The organism is Streptomyces sp. NPDC001135, assembly GCF_053598395.1.
Genome location: NZ_JBSFKD010000025.1, coordinates 14,535 through 29,861, shown reverse-complemented (window position 1 = coordinate 29,861; position 15,327 = coordinate 14,535). Strand labels below are relative to the sequence as shown.

Genomic DNA, 15,327 nt, shown 5'->3' with positions numbered 1-15,327 from the left:
AGCCGCGGGGGCCTCGGCGACCGGGGCCGGGGCGGGCTCGGCGGCCGGAGCCGGGGCCTCGGCGGCGGCGGGGGCAGGGGCGGCAGCGGGGGCGCCGGTGCCGTCGTCGATCACGGCCAGCTCGGCGCCGACCTCGACCGTCTCGTCCTCGGCGACCTTGATGGAGGACAGGACACCGGAGACCGGCGAGGGGATCTCGGTGTCGACCTTGTCGGTCGACACCTCGAGCAGCGGCTCGTCGGCCTCGACGCGCTCGCCCTCGGCCTTCAGCCAGCGGGTGACAGTGCCCTCGGTGACGCTCTCACCGAGCGCCGGAAGGGTTACGGAAACCGCCATGGTTTCGGTTGCTCCTAACGAATTGCGGAAGTCTGTGTCGTCGCGCCCGTTGACCGAAGGCTCAGTCGTGGGAGTGCAGCGGCTTGCCGGCGAGCGCCAGGTGCGCCTCGCCCATCGCCTCGTTCTGCGTCGGGTGGGCGTGGATGAGCTGGGCGACCTCGGCCGGCAGCGCCTCCCAGTTGTAGATCAGCTGGGCCTCGCCGACCTGCTCACCCATGCGGTCGCCGACCATGTGGACGCCGACCACGGCACCGTCCTTGACCTGGACGAGCTTGATCTCGCCCGAGGTGTTCAGGATCTTGCTCTTGCCGTTGCCCGCCAGGTTGTACTTCAGAGCGACGACCTTGTCCGCGCCGTAGATCTCCTTGGCCTTGGCCTCGGTGATACCGACGGAGGCGACCTCCGGGTGGCAGTAGGTCACCCGCGGGACACCGTCGTAGTCGATCGGGACGACCTTCAGACCGGCCAGACGCTCCGCCACCAGGATGCCCTCGGCGAAGCCGACGTGCGCGAGCTGGAGCGTCGGGACGAGGTCACCGACGGCGGAGATGGTCGGGACGTTGGTGCGCATGTACTCGTCGACGAGGACGTAGCCGCGGTCCATGGCGACCCCGGCCTCCTCGTAGCCCAGGCCCTGCGAGACCGGACCGCGGCCGACGGCGACGAGGAGGACCTCGGCCTCGAACTCCTTGCCGTCGGCGAGGGTGACCTTGACCCCGTCCTGGGTGTACTCGGCCTTCTGGAAGAAGGTGCCCAGGCTGAACTTGATGCCGCGCTTGCGGAACGCGCGCTCGAGAAGCTTCGAGGAGTTCTCGTCCTCGACCGGGACGAGGTGCTTCAGGCCCTCGACGACCGTGACGTCCGAGCCGAAGGACTTCCACGCCGAGGCGAACTCGACGCCGATGACACCGCCGCCCAGGATGATCGCGGACTTCGGCACGCGGTCCAGGACGAGGGCGTGGTCGGAGGAGATGATCCGGTTGCCGTCGATCTCCAGGCCCGGCAGCGACTTCGGCACGGAGCCGGTCGCCAGCAGGACGTGGCGGCCCTGGACGCGCCGGCCGTTCACGTCGACGGAGGTGGGGGAGGACAGCCGGCCCTCACCCTCGATGTACGTCACCTTGCGGGACGCGATCAGACCCTGCAGGCCCTTGTACAGGCCGGAGATGACACCGTCCTTGTACTTGTGGACGGCCGCGACGTCGATGCCCTCGAAGGTCGCCTTGACGCCGAACTGCTCGCTCTCGCGGGCCTGGTCGGCGACCTCGCCCGCGTGGAGCAGAGCCTTGGTGGGGATGCATCCCCGGTGCAGGCAGGTGCCGCCGACCTTGTCCTTCTCGATCAGGGCGACGTCCAGGCCCAGCTGCGCCCCGCGCAGGGCCGCGGCGTAACCACCGCTACCACCGCCGAGGATCACTAGGTCGAAAACGGTGCTGGCGTCGTTCGCCACGTCACGTCCTCCATGCATGTGCGCCTTGCGCCGATCTCCAGTGACCGGCGGGCGGCTGGTGTCCGGCCGCTTGATGCTTCGGCCCTTCGGTGGGGGCCCTGTCCTGCCGGGCTCCATCTTTGCACTTGTTCGAGGCGGACGAGACGCCGGGCTGGAGTGTGAGACACCCCACGTACAGCTGAAAACGAAGGGGCGCGTGCCGAGGGGCGCGGGGCCGTGTCTGATATGCGGCTCCGCCGCGTGGGCGCGCACACCCCCCACGCGGCGGATCCGTGCTACGGAACGGGCCGGGCCATCAGGCGTTTCAGCCCAGGTCACCCGCGGCCGTGAGCTCCGCGAGACGGACCAGCGTCCGTACGGCGGAACCCGTGCCTCCCTTGGGCGTGTACCCGAACGGCCCGCCCTCGTTGAACGCCGGTCCGGCGATGTCGAGGTGCGCCCAGGTGATCCCCTCGCCCACGAACTCGCGCAGGAACAGACCCGCCACGAGGCCGCCGCCCATCCGTTCACCCATGTTCGCGATGTCGGCGACCTGGGACTCCATGCCCTTGCGCAGGTGCTCCGGCAGCGGCATCGGCCAGGCCGGCTCGCCCACCTCCTCCGCCGCCTCGAACACCGCGGAGCGGAACGCGTCGTCGTTGGCCATGACCCCGAAGGTCCGGCTGCCCAGCGCCAGCATCATCGCGCCGGTGAGGGTGGCGACGTCCACGATCGCGTCCGGGTTCTCCTGCGAGGCCGCCCACAGCGCGTCGGCGAGCACCAGCCGGCCCTCGGCGTCGGTGTTGAGGACCTCCACCGTCTTGCCGCTGTACATGCGCAGCACGTCACCCGGGCGCACGGCGGAGCCGGACGGCATGTTCTCGGCCAGCGCCAGCCAGCCGGTGACGTTGACCTCCAGGCCGAGCCGCGCGGCGGCGACGACGGCGGCGAACACGGCGGCGGCACCGCTCATGTCGCACTTCATCGTCTCGTTGTGCCCGGCCGGCTTCAGCGAGATGCCGCCCGAGTCGTAGGTGATGCCCTTGCCGACGAAGGCGAGGTGCTTTTCCGCCTTCGGGTGCGTGTACGACAGCTTCACGAGGCGCGGGGTGGCCGCCGAGCCGCCGCCGACGCCGAGGATGCCGCCGTAGCCGCCCTTGGCCAGCGCCTTGTCGTCGAGCACCTGCACCTTGATGCCGTGCTCCTTGGCCGCCGTCTGCGCGTGGCCGGCGAAGATGGCCGGGGTGAGGTCGTTCGGCGGGGTGTTGATCAGGTCGCGGGCGCGGTTCAGCTCCTCGGTGACCGCGACGGCGCGGGCGACGGCACCCTTGTGGGCGGCGTCGCGCGGCTTGCCGCCGAGCAGCGCGGCCTCGGCCAGCGGCGCCTGGCCGTTCTTGCCCTTGGCGGCACCCTTCGCCTGGCCGTTCTCCTTGTAGACGTCGAAGGAGTAGGCGCCGAGCAGCACGCCCTCGGCGATCGCGCCGACGGCGCCCGGGCTGTCGACGGGCAGCGCGAACGCGGCCTTCTTCGACCCGGCGAGCGCCCGGGCCGCCACACCGGCGGCCCTGCGCAGCGCCTCGGCGTCGTAGCCCTCCTCCTCGCCCTTGGTGTCCGGCTCCGCGCCCAGGCCGACCGCCACGACGAGCGGTGCCTTGAAGCCGGCCGGAGCGGGCAGCTTCGTCAGCTCACCCTCGGCACCCGAGGCGCCGAGGGTCTCCAGGAGGCCGGCCAGCTTGCCGTCGTAGGCCTTGTCCACGGCCTCGGCGCCCGGCGCTACGACGAGGTCCCCAGACCTGGATCCAGCGCCCTTGGCGACGCCGATCACGATCGCGTCGGCCCGCAGGCCGGGCGCCGCGGCGGTGCTGAGAGTCAGAGCAGTCACGGTGGTGAAATCTCGCTTCCGATGTGAAGTTGCTGTGGTCGATGGGGGGTGGGTCGACCGGGCCCGAGAGCCGACCCTAGGTCCAAACCTGGGCGCAGGTGGCAACCGGGGCCTTCACCCTGTCGGCGAACACCCGGGACGAGACTACGCGCGTGCGCGTGTTCGCTCATTCCTTCGAGTGTTCACCCGCGTGTGGCGTGGTGGCCACTCAACGCGCCCACGACCGAGGTGCCGGCCAGCCGGTCGGCGAGGGAGCGGCGGCCGGGGAAGAACACGGTCAGCGCGTTGACCAGGAACAGCACCACCGCGAGTGCCCACACCAGCACCGACAGCACGACATGACCCTCGATCAGCAGTACACAGGCCAGCGCGTACACCGCGACGTCGGCGGCGGTGGTGACCGCGGCCCGGCGCAGGGCGTGCCGGGACAGCCGCGGGGTGACCCGCAGGCCGAGCAGGCCCTTGCCGAGGGTGCGGCCGAGCCAGGTGAGGCAGGTCCACTGGTAGAGGAACGTGACGACCACGAGGGCGCCGAAGGCCTCCTCGACGTCCAGCACCACCTTGTCCCACAGGGACAGGCCGAGGTGCTCGGAGGCGCCGATGACGTCCCCGCGTGAGGTCACCAGGTCCAGGCCGCCCTTCGTGGCCAGTTCCGGTACGTCGGTGACGAGCGCGCCGATTCTGTGGAAGGTGAGGACGGCGAGCAGGGTGGCCGCCGCGACGACCAGCGCGAAGTCTATGAACCAGGCCAGGGTGCGGCGCAGCTTCAACACGGAGTCCCCCGATCGTGCTTTCCTGTCCGTGTACGGGCGGAAAGCCTAGCGCCGCCGGTTATCGGCACAGCCCCGTACCCCTTCGGGGGAGCTGTCAGCCGCCCAGTGCCAAGACCACGAGCGAGGCCGTCGCGGCCGTCTCCTCCAGCGCGCCGAAGACGTCCCCGGTGACTCCGCCGAAGCGGCTCACGCAGCGGCGCAGCAGGAGTTCGGCCGCGGCCAGAGCCAGCGGGACCGCTGCCGCCGCGCGCCAGGCGCCGTACGGGCCGAGAGTCCGCCCTCCCGCCGCTGCAACGACCGTGACCAGCGCCGCGACCGTCACCGCCGCCGCCACCGGCACCACCCCGGCCACCGCCGCCCCCAGTCCCTCCGGCCGGGCGGCCGGTACCCCTGTCCGGGCGGCAAGGGTGAGGGCCAGCCGCGCCGTGACGGCCGAGACCACGGCAGCCAGCGCGCCCCTCGCCCAGGAGTCGCCGTACAGCTGCGCCAGGACCGCGACCTGGGCCAGGAGTGTCAGGACGAGGGTGATCACCCCGAACGGGCCGATGTCCGACTGCTTCATGATCCTCAGCGCGTCCTCCGCGGGCCTGCCGCTGCCCAGGCCGTCGGCGGTGTCGGCGAGTCCGTCGAGGTGCAGACCCCGGGTCAGCGCGGCGGGTACGGCGACCGAGGCGACCGCGGCGAGCAGCGGACCGGCGCCCAGGAGGAGCAGGAGCAGCCCGAGTCCGGCCGCGCAGGCGCCCACGACCAGCCCGGCGACCGGGGCGCCCAGCATGCCGCCGCGTGCGGCCCGCCGGTCCCAGCGGTGTACCCGGACGGGCAGCACGGTGAGGGTGCCGAAGGCGAAGCGGAGGCCGTGGAGAGGACTGGACTTGAGCACCGGCGAAGGCTATCCGGCGGTCGCGGAGCCGCCGTCCACGCCCGGGGATAAGGTGCGCGTATGGGGCACTGGTGGGTGCGGAACATCGTCGAACCGGGCAAACTCCCGCTGTTGCTCGCCCTCGCCGCCTTCCTGCTGACCTTTGTGATCACGCGGGTGATCACCCGGCTGATCCGGGCCGGCAGGGGGCCGTTCGGCAACGTCAAGGCGGGCGGACTGCACATCCACCACGTCGTCCCGGGGATCGTCCTGACCCTCGCCGGCGGATTCGGCGCGGTCGCCAGCGACCGGCACGGTACGGGCGGGGCCGTCGCCGCCGTCCTGTTCGGGACGGGAGCCGGTCTGGTCCTGGACGAGTTCGCGCTGATCCTGCACCTGGACGACGTCTACTGGACCGAGGAGGGCCGCAAGAGCGTCGAGGTCGTCGTGCTCACCGCCGCGCTCGTCGGACTGCTGCTCGCCGGCTTCGCGCCGTTCGGCGTGAACGACCTGTCCCAGCAGGAACTGGCCGACCGGGGCACGGTCATCTCCAACGTCGCCGGGAACTTCCTGCTCTCCCTCGTGGCCCTGAGCAAGGGCAAGGCCCGCGTCGCGGTGTTCGGTGTGATCGTGCCGCTGGTCGCGCTCGTCGGCGCGCTCCGGCTCGCCCGCCCCGGCTCCCCGTGGGCCCGACGCTTCTACCGCCGCCGCCCCCGCGCCCGCGCGAAGGCGGCCCTGCGCGCCTACCGTCACGACCGCCGCTGGACCCGGCCGCGCCGCGCCGTTCAGGACTGGATCGGCGGCAAACCCGACCCGCGCCCGGCCCGGCTGCCCGGCCGTCGCTGACCGGCCCGCAGCAGCGGGCCCCAGGCGCGCCGCAGTGCGTGCCCGCGGCGGTGCCGCAGCGCGACCGCGAGGCACAGCATCCCCACGATCATCAGCGCGGCCAGGTGCTCCTTGCCCGCCAGGTTCTCCTTGACCAGCACCTCGACGACCATCGCCAGGGTCACCGCGCCCGAGGTGAGGTAGGCGCCGTACCGCCAGCTCACGAACACGGCGAGCCCCACCACCGCCGCCGACGGGCCGGTGTCCACCACCTGCGCGTCCGTCCACGGCAGCCCGAACGGGGCGTGCGTGCCGAGCGTGATGCCGATGCGCGCGTACAGGGTCCCGGCGAGCGTGGCGACGGAGGCGATGGTCAGCGTCCGCCACCAGCCGATGCACACCTCGGCGATCCCGAACACCAGCAGGATCTGCGCCAGCGCGCCCCACACCGGCAGATCCAGCGCCGGCACGAACAGCGACAGGGGGGTGCGCAGCAGGGCCAGCCACAGCGGGTCCTCGGCCCGTACGCCGCCCGCGTTCTGCACGAACTGGTAGCCCCACGACTGGTTCTGCACGTACTGCAGCAGGGCCGTCAGGCACACCGCCCCGAGGGTCATCGGGATCGCCCGCAGGCGCCGCTTCGGCAGGGCCTCCCGTACGGTGACGTACAGCAGGCCCCATTCCTCACGCGCCCAGCGGGCGAGCGTTCCCATCAAGCGTTCCTCATCCCCCGTACGGTCATCTGTGCGCGCCGAGGTGTCTGCGGTGCAGCCACTTCGGCAGCCCCGGCGCTTCCAGGAAGCCTTCCGCGCGAGCCGAGGCGAGGCCGATGCGCAGCAGGTCCGCGCTCTTCTCGAAGAGCAGGAACCGCGGCTCCCAGATGGGCCGGTACTTGGCGTTGGCGCGGTACAGCGACTCGATCTGCCACCAGCGTGAGAAGAAGCTGAGCAGCGACCGCCACCACCTCAGCACCGGACCGGCACCGAGGCGCGCGCCACGTTCGAAGACCGAACGGAACATCGCGAAGTTGAGTGACACCTGCGTGATCTCGATCTCGCCGGCCCGCCGCAGCAGCTCGATGACCATGAACTCGATCAGGCCGTTCTCGGCGTGCCGGTCACGGCGCATCAGGTCCAGGGACAGCCCGTGCGGCCCCCACGGCACGAAGGACAGCAGCGCGCGCGGCCGGCCCTCGGCGTCCGTGCACTCCAGCATCACGCACCGCCCGTCCCCGGGGTCCCCGAGCCGGCCGAGCGCCATGCTGAACCCGCGCTCGGTCGCCCCGTCCCGCCAGTCGTCCGCGCGGGTGACGACAGACGCCATCTCGTCCGCCGGGATGTCCTCGTGCCGCCGGATCCGCACCTCGTACCCGGCCCGCTTCACCCGGTTGTACGCCTGCCGGACCGTCCGCATCGCCCGGCCCTCCAGCGTGAAGTCCGCGACCTCCACGATCGCCTCGTCGCCCAGTTCCAGCGCGTCCAGCCCGTGCCGGGCGTACACGGTCCCCGCCTCCTCGCTCGCGCCCATCACCGCCGGGATCCACCCGTGTGCCCGCGCCTCGGCCAGCCACGGCGCGATCGCGCCCGGCCAGGCCTCGGGATCCCCGAGCGGATCACCGGAGGCCAGGCTCACCCCGCCGACCACCCGGTAGGCGACGGCCGCCTTGCCGGTCGGCGACCACACCACGCTCTTCTCCCGGCGCAGCGCGAAGTAGCCCAGCGAGTCCCGCTCGCCGTGCCGCTCCAGCAGGGCCCGCAGCTGCTTCTCGTCGTCCTCGGTGAGCGGGTCGACGGCGCGCCGGGAGCGGAAGGCGGCGTAGAGCACGGCGAGGACGAGGGCCGTGCTGAGCACGTTCACGGTGACGTTGGTCCAGTTCGGCGGGTCGATCCCCTGGAAGCGGGACTCGTCGGCGGCCACCGACACCAGGCGCAGGGTGCCGTAGTGCCAGCGCTCCAGGAAGGTCGAACGGGCCGCGTCCGGTGCCTGGTTGGTGACGGTCACCAGCAGCCCGGCGAGGAGACTGGCCACGAGCCCGCCGCCGACGGCGACCGTCGCCGCCAGCCGGGGGTTGGACCGGTCGCCCTTGGCGTAGAACTCCCGGCGGCCCGCCAGCAGCGCGGCGACGAACGCGGCCGTGAGGCCCAGGGAGATCCAGTTCTGCGGGTACCGCCGGATCTCCGGGAACGCCATGGTCAGCGCGAACAGGGCGAGGAAGGACCCGCTGAGCACGAGGTTGAGGATCCAGGCGGCCCGCTTTCTGCGCCGCATGGTGATGGCCAGGAACGCGGTGAAGACACCCGAGGCGAAGCCGGCCGTCAGCAGGTACGGCGTGAAGAAGTCGTCCTGGTTGTGCCGGCGCACGTCCTGGCCGAGCGAGACCCAGACCGCGCTGAGGAAGTTGATGAAGGCGACGGTCCGCAGATACCAGACGGCGAAGGCGGCGGCCCGTCGGGAGGCCCCGGTGGACCGCCGCACCTCCTCACCCGGGCGCCCCGGCGCGGCCTGCTGCTGCACGGCAATTCGGGCATCTCCCATGGGGCAGGATGATATGGGCGCTGCCCGGGCCAACCGTACTTTTTCGGTCTCTGTGGCGTGCGCGCTGTTTCACGGCCGCCCCGGTCGGCAACTCCTTTCCGCCGCACAGGAGCTCGGTCACGACGGCCGGATCCGGCGGTGCCGAACCGGCCGAAACCCGACTACTCCTTCGTCTCCTCCGGTTCCTTCTCGGGAAGCTCGGCGGCCAGCGCCGCCGCGGCCCGGACCAACGGCAGCGCCAGCAACGCTCCCGTGCCCTCGCCGACCTTCACCCCCTGCTCCAGCAGCGGCTCCAGGGCCATCCGGTCCAGCGCCTTCGCCTGCCCCGGCTCCCCGCTGTCGTGCCCGGCCAGCCACCAGTCCGGCGCCCGGAAGGCGACCCGCTGCGCGACCAGCGCACACGCGGCGGCCACGACCCCGTCCAGGATCACCGGCAGCTTCCGCACCGCGCACTGCAGCAGGAACCCGGTCATCGCCGCGAGGTCCGCCCCGCCCACGGTCGCCAGCAGCTGCAGCTGGTCCCCGAGCACCGGTCGCGCCCGCCTGAGCGCGTCCCGGATCGCCGCACACTTGCGCATCCACGCCAGGTCGTCGATCGCGAGCCCGCCCCGCCCGGTCACCACCGAAGCGTCGGTCCCGCACAGCGCGGCGATCAGCACCGCCGCGGCCGTGGTCCCGCCCACGCTGATGTCGCCGAGCACCACCAGGTCCGTACCCGAGTCGGCCTCCTCGTCGGCGACGGCGACGCCCGCGAGCAGCGCCGCCTCGGCCTCGTCGAGGGTGAGCGCGTCCTCGATGTCGATACGGCCGCTGCCGCGCCGCACCCGGTGCCGTACGACGTCCTCCGGGAAGGCGTCGGGCGCGCAGTCCAGGGCCATGTCCACGATCCGTACGGGCACCTGCTGCCGCCGCGCGAGCACGGACACCGGGCTCAAGCCCTCCAGCACCGCCCGCACCAGCTGCTCCGCACCGCCCGCGGGACGCGCCGAGACACCCAGCTCGGCGACTCCGTGGTCCCCCGCGAAGAGGATCACCCGCGGCCGCTCCACGGTCCGTACCGGTACGGCGCTCTGCGCGGCGGACAGCCACTCGCCCAGCTCGTCGAGGCGTCCCAGCGCCCCGGGCGGCACGATCTGGCGCTCCCGCCGGGTCTCGGCGTCACGGCGCACGCCCCCGTCCGGGCGCTCGATCAGATCGGTGAAGTCGTCCAGATTAAGCCTGCTCATTCGCCGAACAGTACCGCCAGAGAACGAACGCTTCCGCGCCACATCGCCACCACACCCCCACGACGTCATTGCACCCAAGATCGGGATCCCATACGTTCCGGTTTGCAGCGGAATGTCGCACAGGGAGCCGCCCATGCCGACCTCGCCCTTCACGCCGACGAACCTCCCACGGTCGGCCGACCCGTTCCTCGAACCGCGCCGCGCCAACTGCCCCTGGTGCGGTTCCGAAAAGCTGCGCACCCGGGTGCGCGCGGGCGACCCCCTGCGGCACCGGCCGGGCCGGTTCGTCGTCGACCAGTGCCGTGACTGTGCCCACGTCTTCCAGAACCCCCGGCTCACGGCGGAAGGGTTCACCTTCTTCCACCGGGACTTCTACGAACGGCACCTGGAGGAGTTCACCGCCCGGATCCTGTCCGCCGAGGCCGTCCGCCGCCGGCACCGCGCCACCGCCCGCAAGCTGTCGGCGCTGGCCGAGGCGGAGAGCTGGCTGGACGTGGGCACGGGCCACGCCCGCTTCCCCGAGGCGGCGAAGGAGTTCTTCCCGTACACGAGCTTCGACGGCCTGGACCCGACGGCCCGGGTCGAGCAGGCCCAACTGGAGGAGCGGGTCGAGGAGGCCCACCGCGGCTACCTCTCCACCCCCGGGATGGCGGCCCGGCTGCGCGCCCGCTACGACGTGGTCAGCATGTTCCGGCACGTGGAGCACGCGCCCGACCCGCGCGCCGAACTCCGCGCGGCCCTGACCGTCCTGCGCCCCGGCGGCCACCTCGTGGTGGAAGTCGCCGACCCGCGCTGCGGGTTCGCCGCGCTGCTCGGCCGATGGTGGTTCCCGTACGGACAGCCCCGCCACCTGCACCTGATGCCGTTGGCCAACCTGCGCGCGGAGTTGGAGTCCTCCGGCTGCACGATCCTCGTCACGGACCGCCGCGCGCCGCACATCCCCTACGACCTCTCCGGGGCCGTCGCCCTGGCCTCGGCCGCGCATCCCCTGCTGAGGATCGCCGCAGCGCCCCTGCTGGACCTGGCGTCGGCCGTGGACCACCTCCTGGCGCCGTTGTTCCGCCGCACCGCGTTCTCCAACGCGTACAGAATCGTGGCCCGCAAGGACCGCGGCTGACCGCGGGCGCGCGGCGGCCGGCCGTGCGGTTCCCCGCGCCCGCAGGGCCCCCGAGCAGGGGCCCCTGAGCAAGCGAACCGGCCCCGCCCCGGACCGGCACCGGGCACCCGCTCAGCCCCGGAGCACCACCGCCTGCCCGGCGACAACCAGCACGACCTGCTCGCACTCGTCGCCGAACGCCGCGTTGAGCCGACCGAGTTCATCCCGGTACCGCCGCCCCGACGCGGTCGCCGGCACGATCCCCGACCCCACCTCGTTGGACACGGCGACCACGGTCCGCCGAGTGCGCCGCACCGCGTCCGTCAGCTCCCGCACCCGCTCCCGCAGGGACTTCTCACCGCCGCCCGCCCACTCCGCGTCGTCCCACGCCCCCACCGAGTCCATGACGTCCGTCAGCCACAGCGACAGACAGTCGATGAGCAGCGGCGGCCCGTCCTCGCAGAGCAACGGCACCAGGTCCGTCGTCTCCGTCGTACGCCACGACCCCGGCCGCCGCTCCCGGTGCGCGGCCACCCGCTGCGCCCACTCGCCGTCCCCGCCCCGCGTCCCGCCGGTCGCCACGTACAGCACCTCCGGGAAGGTCTCCAGGCGCCGCTCGGCCTCCACCGACTTGCCCGAGCGCGCCCCGCCCAGCACCAGCGTCCGGCGCGGCACGTCCGGTACGTCCTCGTACGCGCCGACGGCCAGCGTCGTACCGTCGGCGACCGCCCGCGCCCCGGCCGCCGCCAGCCGGCGCCGCAGCTCCGGGCCGGGCGGCACGTCGTGGTCCAGGTGGACGGCGATCACATCCGTGGTCGGACCGGCGGAGCCGACCGCCCGCAGCCGGGCCAGCGCGTCCGGGCGGCCCACGACGTCCGCGAGGACCATGTCGTACGGCTCGTCCCCCGTCTCCTCCAGACCGGCCGGGGCCCCGCCGGGCGGCAGGTAGAGCAGCCGCCGGCCGTCCGGGCCGGTCACGTCGTATCCGGTGCCGCCCGCGTCCATCGCCAGCGCCCGCACCCGATGCCCCGTCAGCAGCGCCAACTCGCGCCCGTCCGGCACCCGGCCGGGCTGCGGCAGTCCGGCCGGTACCTCCACCACCGGCCCGTTGTGCGGATGGGACAGCAGCGCCTGCCGCACCCCGCCCAGCGAATGCCCGGCCCGCGCCGCCGCGAACGCCGCGCCCGGCGTCAGGTCGAGCAGCAGCGCCCCGTCCACCAGCACGGCCGTGGCCGCCCGCGCGTCGGGCCCCAGCGCGGTCGCGCAGGCGGCGCAGGGGCAGTCGGGCCGGGGCAGTCCGGCCGGGGCGCCGGTACCGAGCAGAGTCACTTCCACGGATCGATTTTCACCCGTCCGATCAGGTCTTGCGCTTCCGGCTAGTCTTCCGGCAGGTGTTGGATCACAAGGAGGCCCACATGACGGCATGGACGTGGCGGTTCGAGAAGGCCGACGGGACGGAGGTCCAGCCCGCGGTGCAGCCCGAGGAGTTCACCACCCAGGGGGATGCCGAGTCCTGGATCGGGGAGCACTGGAAGGCGCTGCTGGAGGGCGGGGCCGACCAGGTGCGGCTGTTCGAGGAGACCACCGAGATCTACGGGCCGATGAGCCTGCGCGCGGCCATGGAGGCGTAGGCGGGAGCGCCCGGGGGTACGGCTCGGGACCGTACCCCCGCTTCTCACTGCTCGCCCAGCGTCACCTCCGCCGTCCGCTCGGCGCCGTCCCGCTGGAAGGTCACCGTCGTCCGCCGGCCCGGCCTGTCCGCCGCCAGCGCCTCCGAGAGAGAGGTGATGGTGGTGATGGGCTCGTCGCCCAGTCTCGTGATGATGTCGCCCGGGCGCAGGCCCCCCTTGTCGGCCGCGCCGCCGCTGCGGACGGTGACCACCGCCACCCCGGCGGGCTGGTAGCGGTCGTCGACGACCGTCCGCGCGGTGATGCCGAGCGCGGCCCGCCCGGAGTCGACGACCTTGCCGTTCTTGACGATCTGCCCGGCGACCGTCTTCACCATGGACGCCGGGATGGCGAACCCGATGCCGGGTGCCGCGCTGCCCCCGAGGTCGGGGTCGGCGGCGGCGAGCGTCGGGATGCCGACGACCTGCCCGGCGAGGTTCACCAGCGCGCCGCCGCTGTTGCCGGGGTTGATGGCGGCCGAGGTCTGCACCATGTTCGCGATCGTCGCGCCCGTCCCGCCCGCGCCGCCCTCGCTGACGGTCCGCCCGGTCGCCGAGACGATGCCCTGGGTCACGCTGGAGGACAGTCCGAGCGGCGAGCCCATGGCCAGCACGATCTGGCCGACCTCCACCTTGTCGGAGTCGCCGAACTCCGCCGCCTTCAGCCCGGCCGGCACCTTGTCCAGCTTGATCACGGCCAGGTCCTGATCGGGGTAGGAGTACACCAGGCGCGCGGTGAGCGGCTCCTCGCTGTTGGCCGTGGTCACCTGGAAGGTCTTCTCCGACTGGACCACGTGCGCGTTGGTGACGATGCGCCCCTCGCCGTCGTACACCACTCCGGAGCCCAGGTCGTGGCTCGCCTGGATCTGCACGACCGACGGCAGGACCTCCCTGATGACCTTCAGGTACTGGGCCTGCAGATCACTCACGGTCTGCGGCACGGCCGCCGCCCGCGAGGGTGCGGCGGTGTCCTGACCGGCCGGAGCGGCGGCCCCGGTGCAGCCGGCGGCGAGGACCGCGCAACACGCCGGCGCGACGGCGGACACGGCCTTCCGGAGGGCACGGGTGAGGGAAGCGTCCATGCCCCGAGTCTCACCGGGTGGTGATCACCCGGCCCGCGCTGTTCCCCCGAACGGTCTCAGCCGCGTACACCGCACAGGTGCAGCAGCGCCGCCACCCCGCGGTAGGGGTCCGTGCGCCCGGCCCGCTCCTCGACCGCGAGCAGCGCTTCCAGGTCGTCCGGGACCGGCGCGTCGTCCGCCGCGGTGTCCGTGAAGACCCGGACGCCGTACCAGGCGTGCAGCGGGGCGGCGATCCCGGCGAGCGTGGCGGTGAGCGCCGACAGCCGGTCGGCGCGGACGTCCGGACCCGGCCGGACGGGGGTCTCCCCGTCCGGGGCAGTCCGAGCACGGGGGAGGTGGGCGGTGGTGTCGAAGGCGGCCAGCGCGCCCGCCCAGTCACCGGCGAGGCCCGGCCGCATGGCGAGCGCGTCGCCGTTGCGGACCAGCAGGGACAGCAGTCCGCCGGGCGCGAGCATCCGGGCCAGCCCCGCGACCAGCGGGTCGGGCTCCTCCACGTGCATCAGCACCCCGTGGCACAGCACCACGTCGAAGCTGCCCGGCAGGAAGTGCACACCGGTGTCCCGCCCGTCGCCCTGCACCAGCCGGACCCGTGCACGGATGCCGTCCGGCTCGGCGGCCAGCACCTCGTGCGCGGCGGCGATCCTCGCCGCGTCCTGCTCGACCCCGGTCACCTGGTGGCCGAGCCGGGCCAGCCGCAGCGCCTGCGTGCCCTGGCCCATGCCCACGTCGAGCACCCGCAGCCGCTGCCCGACCGGGAACCGCCCGGCTATCTGCTCGTCCAGCTGCCGGGCCACCAGCTCCTGCCGTACGACCTCACGCAACCTGCCCGGCCCGCTCAGCCACACCTCGGCCGCGCCCCCGGTGAAAGCGTCTGCGCTCAGGGTCGCTCTCCGCGCTTGACCTGAGGCTTCGGCAGCCGGAGCCGGCGCATCTGGAGGGAGCGCATCAGGGCGTAGGCGACCGCACCCCGGGTGTTCTCGTCCGGGAAGCGCTCCTTGAGCCGCTTCTTCAGCCGGAACCCGCTGATCGCCGCGTCCACCACGATCAGCACGATCACGACCAGCCACAGCAGCAGCGCGATCGACTGGATCGCCGGCACCCGCACCACGCTCAGCACGAGGATCACCACGGCGAGCGGCAGGAAGAACTCCGCCACGTTGAACCGCGAGTCCACCCAGGCACGGGCGAACTTGCGGACCGGACCCTTGTCCCGGGCGGGCAGATAGCGCTCGTCACCGCTGGCCAGCGCCTGGCGCTGCCGGGCCAGGGCCTGGCGCCGGTCCTCGCGCTGGCGCTTCGCGGCCTCCTTGCGGTTGGTCGGCGTGTGGGCCACGCTGCGCCGCTGGGACTGGGCCTCACTGCGCTTGGGCGTGGGCCTGCCCTTCGGGGCCTGCGGGTCACGGGGCTGCTTGGAGAGGTCTACCGCCGTCTTGTCGGCGGGAGCCTTCTCGTCCTTGGCACGGCTACGGAACACAAAACCCAAGGGTACGGGCTGCACCGGCATGGACCCCAGCTGGGCGGGGAACGATCCGGCAACACCGGACGTCTGTAGGGGGACAGAGGGGACGTTCCGGTGCGGGCAGGTGGGGGATCACCTACTCCTCACGCCGGAGCGAT

At 72.9% G+C, this 15,327-nt stretch carries 15 protein-coding genes; 3 read left to right on the top strand and 12 right to left on the bottom strand.

Annotated elements, in window-relative coordinates; translation table 11 throughout:
- From ACWC94_RS27215 to ACWC94_RS27195, 5 genes are all read right to left on the bottom strand, one after another.
- Nucleotides 1–336 (bottom strand): biotin/lipoyl-containing protein (locus tag ACWC94_RS27215; RefSeq protein WP_450799713.1); only part of this gene is annotated, 336 nt, incomplete at its 3' end.
- Between the two features lie 61 nt (nt 337–397).
- Nucleotides 398–1,786, bottom strand: coding sequence for a dihydrolipoyl dehydrogenase (gene lpdA, locus ACWC94_RS27210; protein ID WP_450799712.1), 1,389 nt, complete (start codon nt 1,784–1,786; stop codon nt 398–400).
- Nucleotides 1,787–2,090: 304 nt separating this feature from the next.
- On the bottom strand, nt 2,091–3,647 hold the full coding sequence (locus ACWC94_RS27205) for a leucyl aminopeptidase (RefSeq protein ID WP_450799711.1): 1,557 nt from the start codon (nt 3,645–3,647) through the stop codon (nt 2,091–2,093).
- A 182-nt stretch (nt 3,648–3,829) separates the two neighbouring features.
- Nucleotides 3,830–4,420 (bottom strand): RDD family protein, encoded by a 591-nt coding sequence (locus ACWC94_RS27200; protein WP_450799710.1) that lies wholly within the window; start codon nt 4,418–4,420, stop codon nt 3,830–3,832.
- Between the two features lie 94 nt (nt 4,421–4,514).
- Nucleotides 4,515–5,300 carry an adenosylcobinamide-GDP ribazoletransferase gene (locus ACWC94_RS27195; RefSeq protein WP_450799709.1) on the bottom strand — a complete coding sequence of 262 codons (786 nt, stop codon included), beginning with the start codon at nt 5,298–5,300 and terminating at the stop codon, nt 4,515–4,517.
- A 60-nt stretch (nt 5,301–5,360) separates the two neighbouring features.
- On the opposite strand from ACWC94_RS27195, the gene ACWC94_RS27190 reads away from it, so the two are divergent.
- The gene (locus ACWC94_RS27190; RefSeq protein WP_450799708.1) at nt 5,361–6,125 is read left to right on the top strand and encodes a hypothetical protein; all 765 of its coding nucleotides are present in this window, start codon (nt 5,361–5,363) and stop codon (nt 6,123–6,125) included.
- On the opposite strand, the gene ACWC94_RS27185 is transcribed toward ACWC94_RS27190, so the two are convergent.
- The 3 genes from ACWC94_RS27185 to cobT all read right to left on the bottom strand — a co-directional run bounded on the left by ACWC94_RS27185 (nt 6,065) and on the right by cobT (nt 9,865).
- On the bottom strand, nt 6,065–6,817 hold the full coding sequence (locus ACWC94_RS27185) for a hypothetical protein (protein ID WP_450799707.1): 753 nt from the start codon (nt 6,815–6,817) through the stop codon (nt 6,065–6,067). The two genes, ACWC94_RS27190 and ACWC94_RS27185, sit on opposite strands and share 61 nt — an antisense overlap.
- Nucleotides 6,818–6,842: 25 nt before the next feature.
- A complete protein-coding gene (locus tag ACWC94_RS27180; RefSeq protein ID WP_450799706.1) occupies nt 6,843–8,639 on the bottom strand; it encodes a phosphatidylglycerol lysyltransferase domain-containing protein in 1,797 nt (598 codons plus the stop codon).
- Nucleotides 8,640–8,800: 161 nt separating this feature from the next.
- Nucleotides 8,801–9,865 (bottom strand): nicotinate-nucleotide--dimethylbenzimidazole phosphoribosyltransferase, encoded by a 1,065-nt coding sequence (cobT, locus tag ACWC94_RS27175; protein WP_450799705.1) that lies wholly within the window; start codon nt 9,863–9,865, stop codon nt 8,801–8,803.
- Nucleotides 9,866–9,998: 133 nt separating this feature from the next.
- On the opposite strand from cobT, the gene ACWC94_RS27170 reads away from it, so the two are divergent.
- The gene (locus ACWC94_RS27170) at nt 9,999–10,982 is read left to right on the top strand and encodes a class I SAM-dependent methyltransferase (RefSeq protein ID WP_450799704.1); all 984 of its coding nucleotides are present in this window, start codon (nt 9,999–10,001) and stop codon (nt 10,980–10,982) included.
- A 111-nt stretch (nt 10,983–11,093) separates the two neighbouring features.
- Here the strand turns inward: ACWC94_RS27170 and ACWC94_RS27165 are convergent, their stop codons facing one another.
- Complete coding sequence (locus ACWC94_RS27165) at nt 11,094–12,296, bottom strand: bifunctional adenosylcobinamide kinase/adenosylcobinamide-phosphate guanylyltransferase (protein WP_450799703.1); 1,203 nt, start codon at nt 12,294–12,296, stop codon at nt 11,094–11,096.
- 80 nt (nt 12,297–12,376) lie between these two features.
- On the opposite strand from ACWC94_RS27165, the gene ACWC94_RS27160 reads away from it, so the two are divergent.
- Nucleotides 12,377–12,592 (top strand): hypothetical protein, encoded by a 216-nt coding sequence (locus tag ACWC94_RS27160; RefSeq protein WP_450799702.1) that lies wholly within the window; start codon nt 12,377–12,379, stop codon nt 12,590–12,592.
- Nucleotides 12,593–12,636: 44 nt separating this feature from the next.
- On the opposite strand, the gene ACWC94_RS27155 is transcribed toward ACWC94_RS27160, so the two are convergent.
- The 3 genes from ACWC94_RS27155 to ACWC94_RS27145 form a co-directional block, all read right to left on the bottom strand.
- Nucleotides 12,637–13,710, bottom strand: a complete 1,074-nt coding sequence (locus ACWC94_RS27155) for a S1C family serine protease (protein WP_450799701.1) — start codon at nt 13,708–13,710, stop codon at nt 12,637–12,639.
- A 56-nt stretch (nt 13,711–13,766) separates the two neighbouring features.
- The gene (locus ACWC94_RS27150) at nt 13,767–14,504 is read right to left on the bottom strand and encodes a class I SAM-dependent methyltransferase (RefSeq protein WP_450799836.1); all 738 of its coding nucleotides are present in this window, start codon (nt 14,502–14,504) and stop codon (nt 13,767–13,769) included.
- 83 nt (nt 14,505–14,587) lie between these two features.
- The gene (locus ACWC94_RS27145; RefSeq protein WP_450799700.1) at nt 14,588–15,214 is read right to left on the bottom strand and encodes a DUF3043 domain-containing protein; all 627 of its coding nucleotides are present in this window, start codon (nt 15,212–15,214) and stop codon (nt 14,588–14,590) included.
- Nucleotides 15,215–15,327 lie beyond the last annotated feature (113 nt).

Bases quoted from the DNA above. Each gene is read 5' to 3' on its own strand.
- ACWC94_RS27170 (WP_450799704.1), top strand. From the start codon at position 9,999: ATGCCGACCTCGCCCTTCACGCCGACGAACCTCCCACGGTCGGCCGAC.
- cobT (WP_450799705.1), bottom strand. From the start codon at position 9,865: ATGAGCAGGCTTAATCTGGACGACTTCACCGATCTGATCGAGCGCCCG.
- ACWC94_RS27155 (WP_450799701.1), bottom strand. From the start codon at position 13,710: ATGGACGCTTCCCTCACCCGTGCCCTCCGGAAGGCCGTGTCCGCCGTC.
- ACWC94_RS27185 (WP_450799707.1), bottom strand. From the start codon at position 6,817: ATGGGAACGCTCGCCCGCTGGGCGCGTGAGGAATGGGGCCTGCTGTAC.
- ACWC94_RS27160 (WP_450799702.1), top strand. From the start codon at position 12,377: ATGACGGCATGGACGTGGCGGTTCGAGAAGGCCGACGGGACGGAGGTC.
- ACWC94_RS27180 (WP_450799706.1), bottom strand. From the start codon at position 8,639: ATGGGAGATGCCCGAATTGCCGTGCAGCAGCAGGCCGCGCCGGGGCGC.
- ACWC94_RS27145 (WP_450799700.1), bottom strand. From the start codon at position 15,214: ATGCCGGTGCAGCCCGTACCCTTGGGTTTTGTGTTCCGTAGCCGTGCC.
- ACWC94_RS27190 (WP_450799708.1), top strand. From the start codon at position 5,361: ATGGGGCACTGGTGGGTGCGGAACATCGTCGAACCGGGCAAACTCCCG.